The sequence below is a fragment of the Kitasatospora sp. NPDC088861 genome (assembly GCF_044750105.1).
Lineage (GTDB): Bacteria > Actinomycetota > Actinomycetes > Streptomycetales > Streptomycetaceae > Kitasatospora.
In genome coordinates this window covers 38,751-57,211 of sequence record NZ_JBIVJF010000015.1, presented here as the reverse complement: position 1 = coordinate 57,211, position 18,461 = coordinate 38,751, and the positions used below count along the sequence as shown (strand labels likewise).

Here is an 18,461-nt window from a genome sequence, read left to right as displayed (position 1 = left end):
CCAGCCTGTTCAGGCGACGCGTCGCAGGACGCGCCCGCCGAACTGCATGTGGTCCGCGCGCCCGGTCTCCGGGTCGAGCAGGAAGCGGCCGAGGTGTTCCACCTCGGGCAGCCGCGGGTGCCGGGCGGCGAAGAAGCGCTCGCCTCGGCCGGTCAGGTCGTACTCCGTCCCGTCGTCGTCGACCAGGACGGTGGCGCCGGGGTGCGCGCCGTCCGCCGCGTCGGCGCCGGGGCGGATCCGGTACACGGTCTCGCCGTTGGCCCACTGCCCGACGCGGTCCGACAGGTCCTGCGCGGCGCCGGCGGCGGGGCCCGGCGCGTAGCCGGCGACGTCCACGCCCTCGGCCCGGAGCTGGGCCAGCAGGTCCTGCCAGGCGCCGAGGCCGGCCGCGGAGTCGGCCTGGAGGGCGATCACGGTGCCGCGTTCCGGCTGGATCCGCAGGTGGCAGGTGGCGCCCGCGCCCACGCCGTCGAGGCCGAGCCAGCGGTCGGCGCCGTTGCCGTACCGGGCCCAGCCGTGGCCCCAGCCGTCGGCCAGGCCGAACGGCAGGGTGTCGAAGGGCGGTTCGGCCAGTTCCCGGACGGCCTCCTGGTCGAGCAGGGCGGCGTGCGAGGCGTCGCGGTCGTCCAGGTGAAGCCGGGCGAACGCGACCAGGTCGGTGACGGTGCCGGCGATCGCGGCGGCGGGGGCGAGGTCGCGGGGGATCTCGCCGACCGCCAGGAAGGCCGGCTCGATGTCCAGCGGCCGGAGCAGGAAGTCCGTCACGGCGTTGCGCCAACTCACCCCGGCGGCGGCCTCGATGACCTTTCCGGCCAGGGCGAACCCGGCGTTGGAGTACGAGAACGCGGTGCCGGGGGCGAACAGCGGGCCGGCCGCGACGGCGGCCCGCAGCCCGCCGTCGCCGGGGCCGTCGCAGACCATCCCGGAGGAGTGGCTGAGCAAGTGACGAGTCGTCAGTCTCAGCTCGGCGAAGGGTGGTTCGGTCAGGTACTCGCCGACCGGCAGGTCCAGGTCGAGGTCGCCGTCGAAGGCCAGCTGCATGGCCAGCGTCGCGGTGAAGAGCTTGGTGAGCGAGGCGAACGGCGCGGCGGGCGCCGGCCCGGGCTCCGCACCCGCCTCGGCGACGTGGAGTTCGCCGGCGTCGTAGAAGGCGCACCGGAGGGAGCGCACACCGTGTTCGCGCGCGAGCCGTCCGGCCTTTTCACGCCATGACTGTGAATTCACTAAAACCCACCCACCGCATTCACCGGAATCCGAAAAAGGCGCAGCACAACAGCCCCGTTCGGCCGTGTTCCGTCCACGGCTCGTCGGTACGGGGATTACGCAAAAGGGGAATTCGCTCTGGTGAATGCAGGCTAACACCGGGCGGCGGGGCCGGTCAGGGTCGTTAAGCGGCAGCCGAATGACCCTGGTTGCCGCACTGCGAAACGCCGTTCGACCTGCCCGGAAACCCGAAAACGCCGATGGGGTCCGCAGTCGCGGACCCCATCGGCGGGTCGGTGTGGCAATGGTGCGGACGGAGCTACTCGCGCAGTCCGATGGCCTCCACCGGGCGGGCGCGCAGGGCGAGCTTGGTCGGCACCAGAACGGCCGCCGCGGCCAGGGCCGAGGTCGCCGCCACGATCGCCAGGTAGAGCAGCGGAGGAATGTGCGGAACCAGGGACCCGGTCAGGCCCATGCTCACCGTCATCAACGGCACGATGGGCACCAGACTGCCGACCACCACCGCGATCAGGATCAGCATCAGCGTCTCGGTGCGCATCATCCGCATGACCTGTTCGGGGGTCGCGCCCACCAGCCGCAGCAGCGCGAACTCCCGTGCTCTGGACAGCGTGGTCATCACCAGGGTGTTGGCGACGGCCACCGCGATGTACCCGAAGACCAGGACCAGCGGCAGCGCGCTGCCGAACAGGTTGGCCGTGCCGGCCTTCTCCTGGGCGGCGGACAGGCCGCCCTTGTCCTGGACGTGCACCCCGGGGTAGCGGTCGTTGAGCCCGGTGAGCTCCCCGATCACCTTCTTCTTGTCGGCGCCGTCCTTGGCCCGCACCAGCACCGAGTCGTACATCCGGCGCGAACTGTGCTGGAGCACGGTGTCGTAGGACAGGGTGATGTCGCCGAAGCCCAGGCCGCGCTTGTACACGGCGATCACCTTCGGCTCCAGCGTCTGCCCGTCGGGCATGTGCACCTTGATCTGGCCGCCGACGTTGGCGCCGAGCGTGGCCGAAGCCCCGCTGCTGATCGCCACCGTGTCCGTGGACAGGTTGTCCAGGGAGCCCTCGGAGACGTCCAGGTCGACGACCCGGCTCAGGTTGCCCGGGGTCAGCCCCTGCGCCTTGTAGTCGAAGATCTCCGGCGAGCCGAGCATCTTCGTCGAGGCGAACAGGTCCACCCGCACCGTCCCGGCCGCGGCGTCCACCCCGTCCAGGCCGGCGATGAACTTCGGCGCGGTGACCGGCAGGCCGCCGGACTCGCTGGTCACCGTGTAGTCGGCGACGACGCCCGCCTGGGCCTGCGCCTCGGCCGCACCCGACGTGGTGGTCGGGATGAACAGCTGCACCGAGGCGAAGCCGATCGCCAGGATCAGCGGGCCGATGCCGGCCGCCAGCCGCCGGGCGTTGGCCCGGGTGTTGGCCACGGCCAGGAACCCGAGGGTCCCGAACCGGCGCTGGAACGGCGCGGCCATCAGCCTGGTCGCCTTCGCCACCACCGGCGGGGCCAGCATGAGGATCGCGATCACCATGATCAGGCCGCCGCTGCCGGCCGCGGCCACCGCGAAGATGCTGCCGAAGAACAGCGGCAACAGCGACGCGCAGAAGCCGAGGACGAACAGCAGGATCCCGATGGCCACCCGGGCGCCGCCGATGCCCGGCTGCTCGGTCTGGGCCTCGCTGAGCGCCTCCACCGGCCGGATCGACACCACCCGGCGGGCCACCGCGAACGCCGCCACCTGCGCGGCGATCACGCCGATGCCGACCGCGGCGATCGCCGGGATCGGGCCGTAGGAGAACTCGAAGTCGTCCGGCAGGATGCCGATCGCGCCGAGCGCCCCGCGCAGCACCCCGGCGGCCAGCATGCCGGGGAAGCAGCCCAGGATCGAGGCCACCAGCGAGATCACCAGGGCCTCGCCCGAGATCATCTTGTGGATCTGCTTGGGCGTCGCGCCGACCGCGCGCAACAGCGCCAGCTCGCGCCGGCGCTGGTGCACGCTGAGCGCCAGGGTGCTGCCCACCACCATCATGGTGATCAGCACGACGGTGCCGCCGAGCGAGCCCGCCAGCTCCTTCAGGCTGCCCCGGGCCGAGGCGACGTCCGGGTTCTCGACGCTGCTGCGCCCGTCACCGGTGTAGACGTCGATCGCGGAGCCCTTGAGCGCCTTGTCGATCCGGTCGCCGAGCTTGCCGGCGTTGGTGTCCTTGGGCGCCAGCACGCCGATGGCGCTGACCTGGTCGGTGCGGCCGAACAGGGTGCGCGCCTCGTCGTCGGAGAAGAACACCGGCGGGGTGCGCAGCGCACCGCCGCCGCCCTTGTAGGTGACGATGCCGACGACCTTGTACGAGCTGGCGTCCCGGGTGGAGGCGATCTTGACGCTGTCGCCCACCTTCACCTTGCGGTGGTCGGCGACGGACTTCTCCAGCACCACCTCGCCGGCCCGCTTCGGCTCGTCGCCGTTGCGGTCGTACGGGCCGAGCGCGGCCGCGCCCCAGTTGGTGCCGTTGGACGTCCGGTCGTCGGCGCCCTTGACCAGCTCCTCGCCGTCGTTGGAGACGACCTGCGCGGGGAAGGTGAGCACCGGGACGGCCTTGTCGACGCCCTCGGTCCTGGCGACCTTGTCGACCAGGTCGATCGGGACGCCGACGGCGTCCTTGAGGTCCTTGGACTTGCTCTTCTTGGCCTCGTGGACCGTGAAGTGCTTCTGACCGCCGACCACGACCGCAGCGCCGGAGTAGCGCTGGACCGGCACCCCGTTGCCGATGCCGGACTGCAGGATGATTCCGAAGGCCGTGACGAGCACGGACGCGCCGAACAGGGCGACGAACGCCCCGACGAACCCGGCCTTACGCTCCTTGACGGTCTGTACGACGAGCCTGAACACGCCTCACCACTCCCCCAGCCGGGTCATGCGCTCGGCCACCCGGTCCGGCGTGGGATGCGTCATCTCCTCCGCGTAGCTCCCGTCCGCGAGGAACACCACGCGGTGCGCGTAGGAGGCGGCGATCGGGTCGTGGGTCACCATGATCACCGTCTGTCCGAGGCTGTCCACGACCTCGCGCAGCAGCGTCAGCACCTGCTTGGCGGTGCGGGTGTCCAGCGCGCCGGTCGGCTCGTCCGCGAAGACCACCTCGGGCCGCGCCGCCAGCGCCCGGGCGATGGCCACCCGCTGCTGCTGGCCGCCGGACAGCTCCGAGGGCCGGTGGCTCATCCGGTCGGCGAGACCCACCTGCGTCACGACCTGCTGCAACCACTGGTGGTCCGGCTGGCGGCCGGCCAGCATCAGCGGCAGGGTGATGTTGTCCGCGACGGTCAACGCCGCCATCAGGTTGTACGCCTGGAAGATGAAGCCGACCCGCTCCCGGCGCATGATGGTCAGATCGACCTCGCTGAGCTGCGCCAGTTCGGTACCGCCGAGCACCACCGAGCCGGCGTCCGGGCGGTCCAGCCCGGCGGCGCAGTGCAGGAAGGTGCTCTTGCCCGCCCCGGACGGGCCCATCACCGCGGTGAAGGTGCCCCGGGCGAAGGCGAGGGACAGATCGCGCAGCGCGTGCACGGCCCCGGCGCCCTTGCCGTACGTCTTCCGGACCCCGTCGAGGCGGACGACCCAGTGAGCGTCCAGCGCGGCACTGCCGTCCGGTCGCGGCGGCGCCGCGTACTCCTCCTCCGCGGCCGCGCCCTGGAACTCCTCCGTCCGCGCTCCGCGTCCCTTTCTGCTCACTTCCGGCCTCCACCACTCGCACGCACTACTTGACGTTCACGAAGGTAAGTCCTGGAGCAGGTACGGAACCAGGGCACGAACTGGAGAGTCGATGGTGCAGAAAAGTGCCACCCACCGCCGCATTTGGGACGGTGGTAGGGTGATCGGGATGACGACTCGGAGGGTTTTAGGAGCCGTGCGCGCCCCCAGCATTGCCGAGTTGCGACGCTTACAGCCCGAGCAGTGGGTCCGCCAGACGGTGATCCGTTTCCCTCCGGCCGCGGGCTACGTCCTGCTCTGCCTGATGACCGGACTCGCCGGGCTGCTGCTGTTCTACCTGATCGCCATCATCTTCGCGCTCTGCCTGGTCGGAACGGGCTTCCTGCTGCTGCCCAGGACACTGCGGGTGCTGCGCAGGTACGCCGAGGTCCACCGCCGGTGGGTCGGCCGGCTGCTGGAGACCGAGGTCCGCACGCCCTACCGCGACCTGGAGCCCGGCCGCACCGGCCCCCGCAAGCCCTCCCTGCGCGACCCGGCCGTCCGCAAGGACCTGCTCTGGGTGATCACCCACGGCGTCGTCGGCTCGGCCCTGTGCATCTTCGCCCTGAGCATCTGCGGCAACGCCTTCAACTGGCTGTCCGCACCGGTGTGGTGGAAGCTCGCGTCGGGCGAGCGCAACTCGATCATCCTGATGAACGTCGACTCGTGGCTGAAGTCCTTCGTCGCGGTGTTCATCGGCATCGGCTACGCCGTGGTGGCGATGGCCGCGATGCGCGGGCTGGCCCTCGTGCACGCCCGGATGTCCCGCCGGCTGCTGACCGCCCGCCCCCGGGTCGCGCTCGCGCAGCGGGTCCGCGAACTCTCGGTGACCCGCGCCGAGGCGCTCGACGCGCACGACGCCGAACTGCGCCGGATCGAACGCGACCTGCACGACGGGGCGCAGGCCGGCATCGTCGCCGTCTCGCTGCGCCTCGGCATGATCAAGCGCGCGCTCGGCCAACGGCCCGAGCAGGTCCCGGAGATGGTGGACGCGGCCCAGAACCTCGCCGAGCAGGCGTTGGAGTCGCTGCGCCACCTCGTCCGCGGCATCTACCCGCCGGTGCTCGCCGACCGCGGGCTGACCGACGCCGTCCGGGCGCTCACCGCGCTGTGCGGGGTCCCGACCCGGATAGACATCGACGAGTCGGCCGGCGCGGCGCCCCGCGCGCCCGCCGCCGCCGAGGCCGCGGCCTACTTCGTGATCTCCGAGGCGCTCACCAACATCACGAAGCACAGCGGGGCGCGCAGCGCGCTGGTGTGGCTGCGGATCGCGTCGGACGCCATCTCGATCAGGGTCGAGGACGACGGCAAGGGCGGCGCCACCGAGGGCACGGGGAGCGGGATCCTCGGACTCCGGCGCCGGGTCGCCGCCTTCGACGGCACCACCGACCTGTTCAGCCCGCCCGGGGGCCCGACCGTACTGAAGGTGGAGATTCCATGCGGATCCTGATCGCCGAGGACAACGCCCTGCTCCGTGAGGGGCTGGTCCTGTTACTGAACAGCGAGGGGCACGAGGTGTGCGCCACCGTGGACAACGGGGACGACCTGCTGCCCGCGTTGCTCGCACACCGCCCGGACGTCGCCGTGGTGGACGTCCGGCTGCCGCCGACGTTCCGGGACGAGGGCCTGCGCGCCGTCGTCGAGGCGCGCAAGCAACTGCCCAACCTGCCCGTCCTGGTGCTCTCGCAGTACGTCGAACGGGCGTACGCGACGGAGCTGCTGGCGCAGAGCGCCTCCGGGGTCGGCTACCTGCTGAAGGACCGGGTGGGGCGTGCCGAGGAGTTCCTGCTCGCGCTGGAGCGGGTCGCCGACGGCGGCACCGCGATGGACCCGGAGGTCATCTCGCAGCTGATGGTCCGCCGGGCCGGCGACGACCCGCTGTCCTCGCTGACCCAGCGCGAGCGCGAGGTCCTGGCGCTGATGGCGGAGGGGCGCAACAACGGCACCATCGCCGAGATGCTGTTCATCGCGGAGAGTTCGGTGAACAAGCACATCGGCAACATCTTCGCCAAGCTGAACATGCCCACGCCGGACAGCGGCCACCGCCGGGTGCTCGCCGTGCTCACCTACCTGCGGGCCTGAACGGCCGAAGGAGGACACGCGGAGAGGGGCGGCGCCGGTCGGGCGCCGCCCCTCCTGCGTGTCCCCCTCCTCAACTCCCGGACGGGTGCTCCCGGTTGTCGGGCAGGGCGGGGAAGGCACGGACCGCGGGGGTGACGGCCACGCCGAGTGCGATCAGCAGGAACGCCGCCGCACAGCTCAGGACGGTGGGCACGGCGTGCACGGTCTCCAGCAGCAGCCCGCACAGCAGCGGGCCGAGCGCCGCGCCCGCGCCCATCGAGACCCCGATCAGGCCGGCCAGCCGGCCGCGCATCTCATCGGGGGTGACCATCATCTGATGACCGGCCACCAGGGCGGTGGCGGTGGGCGCGAGGAACGCGGTGGCCCCCAGCACCAGCCCGGCCGGCCAGCCGGTCGGCACCACCGCGAGCAGCGGCACCAGCACCGCGGAGGCCCAGGTCAGCACCATGAGCGCCGTGAACGGCGAGAGCGAGCGGCGCAGCCGCCCGGCCGCCAGCGCACCCGACACGCCGCCCGCGCCGACCAGGGCGCCGATGGCGCCGACCTCGGCACCGGACCGCCCGTCCTGCTGGGCCATCACCACCACGGCGATCAACAGGCCGCTGAACACCAGGTTGAAGGCGGTGCCGAACAGCACGGTGGCCCGCACAGCCGGGTTGCCGCGCAGCCAGCGCAGCCCCGACGCCATCGCCTGCAACGCCCCCTCGGTCCGCTCCGCGTCCCCGCCCTCGCCCTTGCCCTCGGGCGACGGCGCCGGCGCCGGCACCGGCACCGGCGCGGGCGCGGGCAGCCGCAGGAACAGCAGCGTGACGAAGGCGATCGCCGAGGTCACCGCCTGGGCGACGAACGGCAGCAACCGCTGGACGCCGTACAGGAATCCACCGATCCCCGGACCCACGATGGTCGCGAGGTAGTAGCGGGCGGTGTTGCGGGTGACGGCGTCGGCGAGTTGCGAGGACGGCACGACGCTCGGCAGCAGCGCCTGGTCGGCGGTGCCGAACAGCGAGGTGCACACCCCTTCGACCACCGCCACCACCACGATGGCCGCCAGCGGCGCGTGCCCGATCGCCACCAGCAGCGCGAGCAGGCCCAGCGCCACGGCCCGCCCGAACTCCGAGACCAGCATCAGCGTCTTGCGGCTGACCCGGTCCGCCAGCGCCCCCGAGGGAAGCGCCGAGAGCGCCCGCGACCCGGCGATCGCGAACTCGGCCAGCGAGGCCTCGAAGGCGGAGCCGCCGAGCCCGAGCACCAGCAGCGGGTACGCGATCAGCGTGCCCTGCGCCCCCAGCTGGGAGACCATGTTCGCGGTCCACAGCACGTTGTACTCGCGGTTGCGGGACAGCGGCGGCGGGCCCGGCTCGGCTGCCACGGCGGCATCGGCCGTCGTACTGCCCGAGGTCACTGCGGCGGGGTCGGCAGCGCCACCGCGGGCGCCGACGTCCGCTCCACCGGGCGGAGTTCGGACCACGCGTGCGCCCCGGCCATGCTGACGAACAGGTCGCGCGGCGGCACGAAGGGGGCCCGCCCGTGCGCCACGCTGATGTTGTCCACGATCAGGACCTCACCGGTGTGCACGTTGACGTCGATCTGCTGCGCCCGGTAGGCGGCCTGGAGCTGCCGGACGACCTCGTCCGGGATCTCGCTGCCGTCCGCGTAGAAGGTGTTGGTGGGCATCCCCCACGGGCCGTACTCCTCCAGCAGGAAGTCGGCGACGTCCTCGCGCAGGGTGCGGGCGTGGAAGAAGGTCAGGTGGTTGAACCAGGAGCGGACGCCGGTCTCCGGGTGGGTGGAGACGGCCCAGCGGAGCTGACGGGTCCTCAGGTGGTTGCGCTCCAGCCACTCCAGCTCGATGCTGTTGGCGTCGCAGTAGGCCTTGACCTCGTCCGGGTCGCTGGTGCCGAACGCCTCCTGCCAGGAGAGGCCCAGGCCGGGGCGGAAGTTGCGGACGAGCAGGTAGCCCTCGCGCTCGAACCGCTCGGCGGTCTCCCGGGGCAGCCCGGCGTGCAGGGCGCGGCAGTCGGCCAGCAGGCTGGCGCCGCCGTCGGGCGACTCCTGGCGGCAGAAGAAGAACAGGTAGCGCGGGACGTTCAGGTTGTACGACTGCTCGGTGTGGAGGAAGATCTCCTCGGTCGCCGGGTGGTCGGTGGCCGTGAACACCCCGGGGTGCAGCTCGGTGCGCGGCGAGGAGCGCTCGGTGTAGTCGAGCGGCCGGCCGACGACGGCGTTGACGAAGGTGTCCAGCTCCGGCCACTCCTGCCAGTCGAAGCCGCTGAGCACGACCGCGCCGTGCTCGGTGATCCGCTGGCGGATGAACTCCCCCTGCTCCTTGCCGAGGTCGACCAGCCGGTTGCCCGCGGTCTCGGCGGTGATCCCGAGGACCAGTCCGTCGTGCCGCGCTTCGGTCGAGATGCTGATGGCGGTTGTCACGGAGTGACTCCCTTCTGCGGGCTGCGGGCGCGAAGCCGCTCGGCAGCGGTGTCGAGGGTCTGGAGTGGACGGTTGAAGGCGATCCGGACGTAGCGCTCGCCATCGGCCGGATCGACGAAGAACGAGGTGCCCGGCGCCACCAGCACACCGGTCTCGGCGAGCAGCGTGCGGACGAAGCGCGGGCTGGGCTCGTCGGTCAGCCCGTCGATCCGGGCCAGCACGTAGCAGCCGCCGGCCGGGGGCGTGAAGTCGAATCCGGCGTCCCGCAGCAGGGTCACCGTCCGGTCGCGCCGCTCACGCATCCCCGCCGCGTGGTCCCAGCGCTCCGGCAGCAGCAGGTCCGCGTTGGCCGCGGCGTGCTGGAGCGCGGCCGCCGCGCCGCCGGTGGTGGCCACGTGCACCTTGCGCAGCAGGGCGGTGAGCTCCGGCGCCGCGCGCAGGAAGCCGAGCCGCCAGCCGCTGATCGCATGGCTCTTGGAGAGGCTGCCGACCACCACGGAGCGGTCTGCCAAGCCCTCGATCTCGGCGACCGAGCGGTAGCCGGCCGACTCGTAGACGTACCCGGCGTACACCTCGTCCGAGATCACCACGGCGCCCCAGCGCCGGCACAGCTCGGCGAGCAGGTCGAGGGTGCCGCGCTCCAGGACGACGCCGGTCGGGTTGGCCGGGCTGTTCACGATGACGGCGCGGGTGCGCGGTCCGAAGGCCGCGGCCAGCTCGTCCGGGTCGACGCTCCAGTCGGGCTCCCGCAGCCGGACCGGGCGCGGGCGGGCGCCGGTGAGGGCGATGGCGCTGAGGAAGTTCTCGTAGAAGGGCTCGAACACGATCACCTCGTCGCCGGGGTCGACGAACGAGAGCAGGGCGACGGCCAGCCCCTCGCTGCCGCCGACGGTGACGGTGATCTCGGAGCCCGGGTCCGGGGCGCCGGGCAGGGCCGCGGCGATCCGCTCGCGCAGCAGCGCCAACCCGGCCGGGTCCTGGTACTGGTGGACGCCGGCGCGCAGCGCGGCCACCGCCGCCTCGACCAGCCCGGGCGGCGTGTCGGGGTAGGCCGGGGTGCCGACCGCCAGGTCGACGGTGTCCGGCGGCAGCCCCTCCAGCAGCAGCGCGGCCAGCCCCCCGCCGGGCAGCCCGGCCACCCGCTCGGCGCCCAGGGCGCGGCGGGCCGGGGTGTCATGGTGCGTGGTGGCGCTCATCGGCTCACTCCCGCGGCGTCGGTCCGGAGCCGCTGTTCGGTCTGGAGCGGCGCTTCGCCCCGGAGCCGCTGTTCGGCCCGGTCGAAGGCGCCGCGCGGGATCTCGGGCAGCCAGGACGGGCGGCCCGCCTCGTACGCCTCGATCTCCCCGCTCCTGAGCAGGGTCTCCGCGATCACGTCCTGCCCTTCGAGCAGCCGGGCCCGGGCCCGCGCGTCGACCGTGAACGGGTGCTCGCCGCCCGGCCGGCGCAGCAGGCCGGCCCGCAGGTCCACGGTGAGCCGCAGGCCCTCGGCGGACTCCGCGAGGTCCATCAGCTCCTCGACCACGGGGGTCGGCAGGTCGACCGGGACGAGGCCGTTGTTGAGGGCGTTGCGGCGGAAGATGTCGCCGAAGCCGGTGGCGACGACGGCGCGGAACCCCCAGTCGCGCAGCGCCCAGACGGCGTGCTCGCGGGAGCTGCCGATGCCGAAGTCCCGGCCGGTCAGCAGGACCGTCGCGCCCGCGTGGCGCGGCTGCTCCAGGACGAAGCCGTCCTCGGCGCGCCAGCGGGCGAACAGCGCGTCCTCGTAGCCGCTCTTGGTGACCCGCTTGCAGTACTCCGCGGGCAGGATCTGGTCGGTGTCGACGTCGTCGCGGCGCAGGGCGACCGCGCGACCGTGGTGTTCGACGAAGGGTTCCATACTCAGCTGTCCTCTCTCCGGCCGGGCCGGCGCTGTCAGGCCAGGTCGGCGGGGGCCGCGAGCCGCCCGGCCACCGCCGTCGCGGCGGCGACCGCGGGCGACACCAGGTGGGTGCGGGCCCGCGCCCCTTGGCGGCCTTCGAAGTTACGGTTCGAGGTGGAGGCGCAGCGCTCGACACCCTCGAGACGGTCGGTGTTCATCCCCAGACACATCGAGCAACCGGGCAGCCGCCACTCGGCGCCGGCGGCCAGGAAGACCTCGTGCAGCCCCTCCGCCTCGGCCTCGGCCCGCACCTGCATCGAGCCGGGGACGACCAGCATCCGGGTGCCGCCGGCGACGGTGCGCCCGCGCAGCACCCCGGCCGCGGAGCGGAGGTCCTCGATCCGGCCGTTGGTGCAGGAGCCGACGAAGACGACGTCGATCGCGAGGTCCCGCATCGAGGTCCCGGGCCGCAGGCCCATGTAGGCCAGCGCCTTCTGCGCCGAGGCGCGTTCGAGCGGGTCGGTGAAGGTCTGCGGGTCGGGCACGGCGGCGGCGAGCGGCACGGTCTGCGCGGGGTTGGTGCCCCAGGTGACGAGCGGGGTGAGCCCGCCCACGTCGAGCACGACCGTCCGGTCGAACACGGCGCCGGGGTCGGTGGCCAGGGTGGACCAGTCGGCGACGGCGGCGTCCCAGTCCGCCCCGGCGGGGGCGTGCGGACGGCCGCGCAGGTACTCCAGGGTGGTCTCGTCGGGTGCGACGATCCCGGCCCGGGCGCCGGCCTCGATGCTCATGTTGCAGAGCGTCATCCGGGCCTCCATGGAGAGCCCGCGCACCGCGTCGCCCCGGTACTCGATGAGGTGGCCCTGCGCCCCGTTGGCCCCGATCCGGGCGATCAGCGCGAGGATCATCTCCTTCGCCCCGACCTCCGGGGGGAGTTGGCCGGTGAACTCGACGGCCAGGGTGCGCGGCCGGCCGATCTCCAGGCACTGGGTGGCCAGGACGTGCTCCACGTCGCTGGTGCCGATGCCGAAGGCGAGCGCGCCGAACGCGCCGTGCGTGGCGGTGTGGCTGTCCCCGCAGACGATCGTCATGCCGGGCTGCACCAAGCCGAGTTCGGGTCCGACGACGTGCACGATCCCCTGCCGCCGGTGGCCGACCGAGTAGAGCTCGACGCCCTGTTCGGCGCAGTTGCGGCGCAGCGTGTCCAACTGGACCAGGCTGACCGGGTCGAGCACCGCGGTCGCCGTGGTGGCGACGTTGTGGTCCTCCAGCGCCAGGGTCAGCCCCGGCCGCCGGACGCCGCGGCCGGCCAGCCGCAGCCCGTCGAATGCCTGCGGGGAGGTGGCCTCGTGGGTGAGGTGGAGGTCGATGTAGAGGAGGTCCGGTCCGCCGGGCCGGGACGCCACGACGTGGCGCTCCCACAGCTTCTCCGCGAGTGTCCGTGCTGGGCCCATCGTCGTCCCTCTCTCCCCTGCGCTGTCCGTGCGCCACGGCCCTGGGGCGGAACCCCGGCCACCGCATGCCGTCCCGGCCGTACGGACCTCAGCCTCCATGGCGCCACCCACCGCCCACCACGTCTTTAAGCCGGTGCGAAAACGCCCAGCACAGGCGATCACGTGCACGAAGAAAGGTGCAGAGAACTGCACCTCGGATCGGAAGTAAGCCCCCATGAAATCGGCGGCGCCCGGGTTCAGGATGGAGTCATCGAAGGCGGAACCAACGCCGGGACGACGGGCAGAAGATCATCGGATCCCACGGGACCCAGGGAGGAAGCATGTACCCGATGCGCAGGAGCCACGGGGCCGAACCCGGACGCCGGCGGAGCAGGACGGTCGTGCTGACCCTGGCCGCCGTCCTCCTGGTCGGCGCCGGAACATCCGCCTGCCAGGTCAGTACCAAGGCCGCCGACCGGATCGAGCTGTGCGCGAAGATCTTCGGCAAGACCTTCACCGATCCGTTCCCGGACAACGTGGAGGAGGCCCGCAAGAAGATGCGCGACCGGGCCGACGAGCTCGACGGGCTGGCCAAGCAGGCCGGGGACGACAAGCTCCGCAATGCGATCCAGTCGACCGCCGACAAGATGCGCAACGCCGACATCCGCGAGAAGGGTGCGGTGCGCACCGTGGTCGGTTACATCGGTGAGCAGAACGACCGCATCAAGGAACTGCGCCAGACCTGCCTCGACCACCACGACTACCCGTGATGACTGGGCTTCCGAACCAGCGTCACCGTTGAGCCTCCCAGAGCGCACACGGTGACCACAGACCGGAATCGGTGAACAGGGCACTAACAGTTCCCCCGCCGATTCCCTTGGCCGGGCCCCTCGTTGGGTCCCCCGTCTTCCGGGGGGCCCGGCCGTAAATCTCCCCGTACCAATACAAGCCAGGAGCAGTCATGCCCGATTCGACCGGCTGGAAGCCCACTAAGGAACGCCCGATGTGGCCCTGGGTCGTCCTCGCGGTGGTCGCCGTTGGCGTTCTGATCAACGTGCTTATCACGATCTGACGAGCAGATCGAATCCGCGCCTGAGGAACTTCCGCGCTCTTGGCAGGTAGGCCGAGAGCGCGGACCCACGTCCGGCGCGACTCCGGCCCCACAGACCCCTCTCTCCCCAACCGCCCCACGGGTCACATGACCCCTCAGGGGGCGGTCGAACCGAGTCGAGTCCGCTATCCGGATCAGGTGCAGAGAACTGCACCTTCGAACTGGCGAAGACTCGACTGTCACCCCCCTAAAGCGCCACGTAGCGTAGTCGGTACGGGAACGGGCATGGCCATGTCGAAGATGCGGTCACGCACGATCGACCATCCACCTCACCGTGGATCCCGGCTCCCGACCCGCCTACATCAACGGCATTCATGGGGGACTCGTGCCACGTCTGCACTTCACGTCGGCAAGCCTGTTGAGAACGCGTATCATGCCGACCCCGGACTGGGTCAGCGAATCACTCTTCGCCCTGGACCTGCTCTCTTCCCGGCACCGCCAGGCGAAACGCCGGCTCCGATGGCATAAAACCCGCCCCGTGGGGCCGGCCCGCCGGCTGGGTCCCACCCACCAGCTCGGGTCCACCCAGCGGCTCGTCGAACTCGCCCGGACCATCCGCCCGTTCCCCGACATGGACACCATGGTCCGGCGCGCCCGGCACTCCGGGAACGGCGCCGACCTGCGCCTGCTCCGGGACCTGGAGTCCTTCTACCGCATCATGGTCGCCCCGCACTGGGACGTGATCTCCCTCACCGTCCAGAGCGACCGGAAGAAGCGACTGGAAATCCTCCAGGACTGCGGCGCGCGCAGCCTGCTGAGCACCCTTCACCCGACCGTCCGGCTCTCCACCTGCTCGCTGGAGATACCCGGACAGAACGAGGACGTGCAACTGGAGGAGGTCGGGCTGACCATTGCGCCGTCCTACTTCCTGGCACCCGATTCCCCGGTCCTGGTGGACGACCACACCATTGCCGACGGACCGACGCTCTTCTACCCCATTCTCCCCGACGGACCGAACTGTGCGACCGAGGGCGTGATCGAAGCGGCAGCGATGCCGGCCTGAGACCGATGACCTCCGATCGCGACAGCATCGGAACTTCAAGGGGGAAAACAGCAATGCGACGCATATTCTTCAGTCCGGCGAGCCTGGCCAAAGTATCGTCGGCCGCTCATCTGGATCCGATGCGAGAGGCGCTGTGCGCCCTCGAAACCTTCGCGACGGGCGGCGGAGGCCCCGTCTTCCATTCCTGGCGACGACGGGTCGCGGGTGAACGGGACGGCCGGGCACTGGCCGAACTCGCCCGCACCGTACGACCTTTCCCGGATCTCTACCGAATTCTCGAAAACTCCTCCGCGGCCGGATCCGGGAACGAATTCCGACCGCGGGTTCTGCGCGATCTGGAGACATTCCACCGGATCGCCGTGGAGCCCTACTGGAGCCAGGTGTCGACCCTGCTCGAAGTCGACCGGAACGCCCGGGCCCAGATCATGATGAGCGGCGGCGTCGACCAGTTGCTCAGCACCCTGCACCCGGCGATCCGCTGGCGTCCCCCGGTGCTGGAGGTCCCCGGGACGGGGCACGACATCAAACTGGAGTCGACCGGCCTGGAGATAGCGCCGTCGCTGTTCCTGTTCTCCCGATCGCCGATCCTGGTCGAACAGCAGGGCGACCGGCCCCTGCTGCTGCTCTACCCGATCCCCGTCCCGCGCGACCGGGAGAACCTGTGGGACCCGGCGCCCGACGGCGACCAGGCCCTGGGGGCCCTGCTGGGGCGCACCCGGGCGGCCGTCCTCCAGGTGTTGACGACCACCTGCACCACCACCGAGGTCGGCGAGCTGGTGGGCATCTCCACCGCCGCCGCGAGCCAGCACACCGCCGTCCTGCGGGCGGCCGGACTTATCACCACCCTGCGCTCGCTCAACAAAGTGCACCACACCCTGACCCCCCTGGGCGGGGCTCTTCTTCGTGGGGATCCACTGGTCTGACAATTCGCCCTATACCGACGATTCCCGAAGTAACGCACCCGCAACACACCCCGAGGAGCGATCTCGATCTGACACGGATGGTCTAGGAAAGTGCACCATACATACGGATGCGGGCAGCATGGCCTAAACCCATTACGAGCGAGTAGGTTCTGGGCATGCAAGCACGATGCCTTGTCGCCGCACGCATCATTTACGGAAGCCTGGGAGCGGATTCATGATGGGAGGTGGACCAGCTGAGCGGGAAGCCGCTCCAGACTGTGCCGTCACGCTGGAAAACGTGTCGAAAATCCACCCGGGCACGAACGGTCCCACAGCGGTCCTGCGCGAGTTCTCACTCGGCGTACGAAAAGGCCGCTTCTGTGCCGTCATGGGAGACGAACGCGCCAGCACCACGGCACTCCTGGAGTGCATGGCCGGCGTCACCACCCCGTCCACCGGAACGGTCCACTGGGCCGACGGTGAACGGGGTTCCGTCGGCGCACTCTGGGGCCAACACGAGCCCGTCCACCCGAATGTGACGGTTCGTGAATTCGTCGATCCGGGCGTTTCCGCACTCGGCCGCCGCCAGGCCTGGCAGATCAGTCGGATCACCCGACTGTGGCTCTGGCGGCGGCCGCTCCGGAGGCTGGGCCGGGTCCAGCAGCACAACGCCATGCTGGCCCGGCTGCTGGCCGGCTCCCCGCGCCTGCTGCTGGTCGACACCCCCGGCCACGACGACTCGCCCGAACTCGCCCGCGCCATCGGCGCCTCACTCCGCCGCGCGGTCCGCGCCCTCGACCTCACGGCGGTCCTCGTCACCACCGACCCGGAAGCCGCCGCGTACGCGGACAGCGTCGTCTTCCTCCACCACGGCCGCCTCGCCGACGCCCTCGGTCCCTCCACCCCCGCCGAGATCGCCGACTGCCTCCAGCACCTCCGAAGAGGCTCGACCACCTGATCCGCCCCGTCTTCCCCGGCGCCCCTCTCCCAGGGCGCCCCCGGCGCCCCTTCCCCGGCGCCCCTCGCCCTCCCCGGCGCCCCCCGGTCAAGCGGTGCACAGCGCTTCCCCAGCCGCGGCCCCCGCGCCCCGTGCGTCCTCCGGCGCACCGCGCCGGCGCATCCCGGACCGCAGCCCCGCACCCGCCGGCCCGCCCGGCGACACCCCCCGGCAGGCCCCGGGCGGACACCCCTGCCATCGCCTGCCTCGGCCGGCTACCGCTGCCGCCGCGCACCCGTCGGTCGTCAGCCGCCGGTCGTCAGCCGTCAGCCGCTCAGTGCGGCGGGGTCGGGATCAGGCTCGCCAGGGGGTTGAAGTAGACCTTGGACGGCATGCAGGCCGGGCCCGGGCTCCGCATGAGGCCGGTGTGCATCTCGCGCGAGCTGTGGGCGGGGTCGGTCCCGGCGAAGGGCAGGTAGATGAAGAGCTTGAGACCGGCCGGGACGGCGCGGGGGCGGACGGTGAGGACGAGCGGGCCGGCGCCCTCCGTATGCATGTCCCAACTGTCCTGGCCCTCCTGGTTGTCCGGGGTCTCCGGCTCGGAGGCGCGGCAGCCGGGCTGGCCGGCGTAGACCCGGGCGGGGATCCCGAACCGGTCCAGGTCGCGCTGCAGTTGGTCCGGGTCCACCGGCTTGTACTGCTCCAGGATGGTGAGTTTGACGAGGTCGTCACCGCCTTCGAGGGTGTACGCGGCGTTGTCGACGCGGCCCAGCGCGTGGCCGGTGCCGTCGGCCGGGTGCTGGGCGTCCTGGTGCTGGGCGTCCTGGTGCCCGGTGTCCGGGGCGGGGCGGCCGGGGCCCGTGGCGAGGAGGGCGCCGACCAGGGCGGCGGCCAGGCCCGTCGGGAGGGCCAGGCGCAGCGCCAGGCTGCGCCGCCGGGCCGTGCGCCGGGAGTTGTCGGTGACGGTGTCCATCAGGTGTTCCTTCAGCAGGAGGTGGCGGCCCGGGGGGAGCTCCGGGGCCGCCGGGGCCGGCAGCAGCCGGACCAGTTCCTCCCGCTCGGCCTGCTCGGACCGGTCCCGGGGGGTGGCGTTCATCGGGTCGTCTCCTTGTACGGCCGGACCGCGAGGTCGCGGTCACCTGCTACCTGTCCGCCGGCGCCCGGGCGTTGCCCACCTCTTCCCGAGCGCACGGACCGTGACGCGGCGAGCTCCTTCGCCGTCAACTCCCGCAGCCGGGCCCGGGCCCGCGACAACCGCGAGCGGACCGTCCCCACCGGCCGGCCCAGCGCCTCGGCGACGGCCGCGTGGTCCAGGCCCTCCCACACGCACAGCGCGAACACCTCGCGCTCCGCCGGCCGCAGCCGTTCCAGCGCGGCCTTCGCGGCGGCCAGCTCCTCGGCGTCGGCGATCCGACCCGCCAGCTCCCCGGCGAAGTCCGGCATCGCCTCGCGCGGCGGCAGCTTGGCCAGCGCCCGCTGGTGGCGCCGCGCGGCCCGACGGGTGTTGCGGATGACGTTGCCCGCGATCCCCAGCAGCCACGGCCGCAGGCTCTCCCCCTCGGGATCGACCCGCGCGCGCAGCCGCCACGCCTCCAGGAACGTCAGCGAGACCACGTCCTCGGCGACGGCCCAGTCCCCGGTCATCCGCACGGCGTGCCGGTACACCGCCTGGGCGTGGTCCTCGAAGACCAGCCCGAACGCCGCCGCGTCCCCAGCGCGCACCCGGGCGCGTATCGAATTCTCCACACCAGCTCCTGTCC

The 18,461-nt window shown here is 71.9% G+C and carries 16 protein-coding genes; 6 read left to right on the top strand and 10 right to left on the bottom strand.

The window, feature by feature from the left end:
* Positions 1-9: 9 nt before the first annotated feature.
* The 3 genes from ACIP37_RS23925 to ACIP37_RS23915 form a co-directional block, all read right to left on the bottom strand.
* Positions 10-1,224 carry a serine hydrolase domain-containing protein gene (locus tag ACIP37_RS23925; RefSeq protein WP_400844463.1) on the bottom strand — a complete coding sequence of 405 codons (1,215 nt, stop codon included), beginning with the start codon at positions 1,222-1,224 and terminating at the stop codon, positions 10-12.
* Positions 1,225-1,522: 298 nt separating this feature from the next.
* Complete coding sequence (locus tag ACIP37_RS23920; RefSeq protein WP_363585132.1) at positions 1,523-4,093, bottom strand: FtsX-like permease family protein; 2,571 nt, start codon at positions 4,091-4,093, stop codon at positions 1,523-1,525.
* Between the two features lie 3 nt (positions 4,094-4,096).
* Entirely contained in the window at positions 4,097-4,831 is a 735-nt protein-coding gene (locus ACIP37_RS23915) for an ABC transporter ATP-binding protein (protein ID WP_063351478.1), read from the bottom strand.
* Positions 4,832-5,129: 298 nt separating this feature from the next.
* On the opposite strand from ACIP37_RS23915, the gene ACIP37_RS23910 reads away from it, so the two are divergent.
* Both ACIP37_RS23910 and ACIP37_RS23905 read left to right on the top strand, forming a co-directional pair.
* Positions 5,130-6,398 (top strand): sensor domain-containing protein, encoded by a 1,269-nt coding sequence (locus tag ACIP37_RS23910; protein ID WP_363585134.1) that lies wholly within the window; start codon positions 5,130-5,132, stop codon positions 6,396-6,398.
* A complete protein-coding gene (locus ACIP37_RS23905; RefSeq protein ID WP_350880992.1) occupies positions 6,386-7,030 on the top strand; it encodes a response regulator transcription factor in 645 nt (214 codons plus the stop codon). Before ACIP37_RS23910 ends, ACIP37_RS23905 begins: the two co-directional genes overlap by 13 nt.
* Before the next feature lie 70 nt (positions 7,031-7,100).
* On the opposite strand, the gene ACIP37_RS23900 is transcribed toward ACIP37_RS23905, so the two are convergent.
* From ACIP37_RS23900 to leuC, 5 genes are read right to left on the bottom strand one after another with little or no spacing between them, the layout of a single operon-like run.
* Positions 7,101-8,399, bottom strand: a complete 1,299-nt coding sequence (locus ACIP37_RS23900; RefSeq protein ID WP_363585136.1) for an MFS transporter — start codon at positions 8,397-8,399, stop codon at positions 7,101-7,103.
* 29 nt (positions 8,400-8,428) lie between these two features.
* Complete coding sequence (locus tag ACIP37_RS23895) at positions 8,429-9,457, bottom strand: TauD/TfdA family dioxygenase (protein WP_363623342.1); 1,029 nt, start codon at positions 9,455-9,457, stop codon at positions 8,429-8,431.
* Positions 9,454-10,653, bottom strand: coding sequence for a pyridoxal phosphate-dependent aminotransferase (locus ACIP37_RS23890; RefSeq protein ID WP_363623340.1), 1,200 nt, complete (start codon positions 10,651-10,653; stop codon positions 9,454-9,456). Before ACIP37_RS23890 ends, ACIP37_RS23895 begins: the two co-directional genes overlap by 4 nt.
* On the bottom strand, positions 10,650-11,333 hold the full coding sequence (gene leuD / locus ACIP37_RS23885; RefSeq protein WP_400810077.1) for a 3-isopropylmalate dehydratase small subunit: 684 nt from the start codon (positions 11,331-11,333) through the stop codon (positions 10,650-10,652). The genes ACIP37_RS23890 and leuD overlap by 4 nt, the downstream gene beginning before the upstream one ends.
* 35 nt (positions 11,334-11,368) lie before the next feature.
* Positions 11,369-12,769 carry a 3-isopropylmalate dehydratase large subunit gene (leuC, locus tag ACIP37_RS23880; RefSeq protein ID WP_363623338.1) on the bottom strand — a complete coding sequence of 467 codons (1,401 nt, stop codon included), beginning with the start codon at positions 12,767-12,769 and terminating at the stop codon, positions 11,369-11,371.
* A 329-nt stretch (positions 12,770-13,098) separates the two neighbouring features.
* Here leuC and ACIP37_RS23875 point away from each other — a divergent pair, with 329 nt between their 5' ends.
* The 4 genes from ACIP37_RS23875 to ACIP37_RS23860 all read left to right on the top strand — a co-directional run bounded on the left by ACIP37_RS23875 (position 13,099) and on the right by ACIP37_RS23860 (position 16,722).
* A complete protein-coding gene (locus ACIP37_RS23875) occupies positions 13,099-13,518 on the top strand; it encodes a hypothetical protein (RefSeq protein ID WP_363585146.1) in 420 nt (139 codons plus the stop codon).
* Between the two features lie 819 nt (positions 13,519-14,337).
* A complete protein-coding gene (locus ACIP37_RS23870; RefSeq protein WP_400810080.1) occupies positions 14,338-14,862 on the top strand; it encodes a hypothetical protein in 525 nt (174 codons plus the stop codon).
* Between the two features lie 359 nt (positions 14,863-15,221).
* Positions 15,222-15,785 (top strand): winged helix-turn-helix domain-containing protein, encoded by a 564-nt coding sequence (locus ACIP37_RS23865; RefSeq protein ID WP_363585150.1) that lies wholly within the window; start codon positions 15,222-15,224, stop codon positions 15,783-15,785.
* A 166-nt stretch (positions 15,786-15,951) separates the two neighbouring features.
* Complete coding sequence (locus ACIP37_RS23860) at positions 15,952-16,722, top strand: ATP-binding cassette domain-containing protein (protein ID WP_363630409.1); 771 nt, start codon at positions 15,952-15,954, stop codon at positions 16,720-16,722.
* 313 nt (positions 16,723-17,035) lie between these two features.
* Here ACIP37_RS23860 and ACIP37_RS23855 read toward each other — a convergent pair whose 3' ends face one another.
* Together ACIP37_RS23855 and ACIP37_RS23850 are read right to left on the bottom strand one after the other, a co-directional pair.
* On the bottom strand, positions 17,036-17,797 hold the full coding sequence (locus ACIP37_RS23855; RefSeq protein ID WP_400810082.1) for a hypothetical protein: 762 nt from the start codon (positions 17,795-17,797) through the stop codon (positions 17,036-17,038).
* Positions 17,794-18,447 carry an RNA polymerase sigma factor gene (locus ACIP37_RS23850; RefSeq protein WP_400810084.1) on the bottom strand — a complete coding sequence of 218 codons (654 nt, stop codon included), beginning with the start codon at positions 18,445-18,447 and terminating at the stop codon, positions 17,794-17,796. Before ACIP37_RS23850 ends, ACIP37_RS23855 begins: the two co-directional genes overlap by 4 nt.
* Between the last annotated feature and the right edge of the window lie 14 nt (positions 18,448-18,461).

Bases quoted from the DNA above. Each gene is read 5' to 3' on its own strand.
- ACIP37_RS23855 (WP_400810082.1), bottom strand. From the start codon at position 17,797: ATGAACGCCACCCCCCGGGACCGGTCCGAGCAGGCCGAGCGGGAGGAA.
- ACIP37_RS23875 (WP_363585146.1), top strand. From the start codon at position 13,099: ATGCGCAGGAGCCACGGGGCCGAACCCGGACGCCGGCGGAGCAGGACG.
- ACIP37_RS23890 (WP_363623340.1), bottom strand. From the start codon at position 10,653: ATGAGCGCCACCACGCACCATGACACCCCGGCCCGCCGCGCCCTGGGC.
- ACIP37_RS23860 (WP_363630409.1), top strand. From the start codon at position 15,952: ATGCCTTGTCGCCGCACGCATCATTTACGGAAGCCTGGGAGCGGATTC.
- ACIP37_RS23905 (WP_350880992.1), top strand. From the start codon at position 6,386: ATGCGGATCCTGATCGCCGAGGACAACGCCCTGCTCCGTGAGGGGCTG.
- leuD (WP_400810077.1), bottom strand. From the start codon at position 11,333: ATGGAACCCTTCGTCGAACACCACGGTCGCGCGGTCGCCCTGCGCCGC.
- leuC (WP_363623338.1), bottom strand. From the start codon at position 12,769: ATGGGCCCAGCACGGACACTCGCGGAGAAGCTGTGGGAGCGCCACGTC.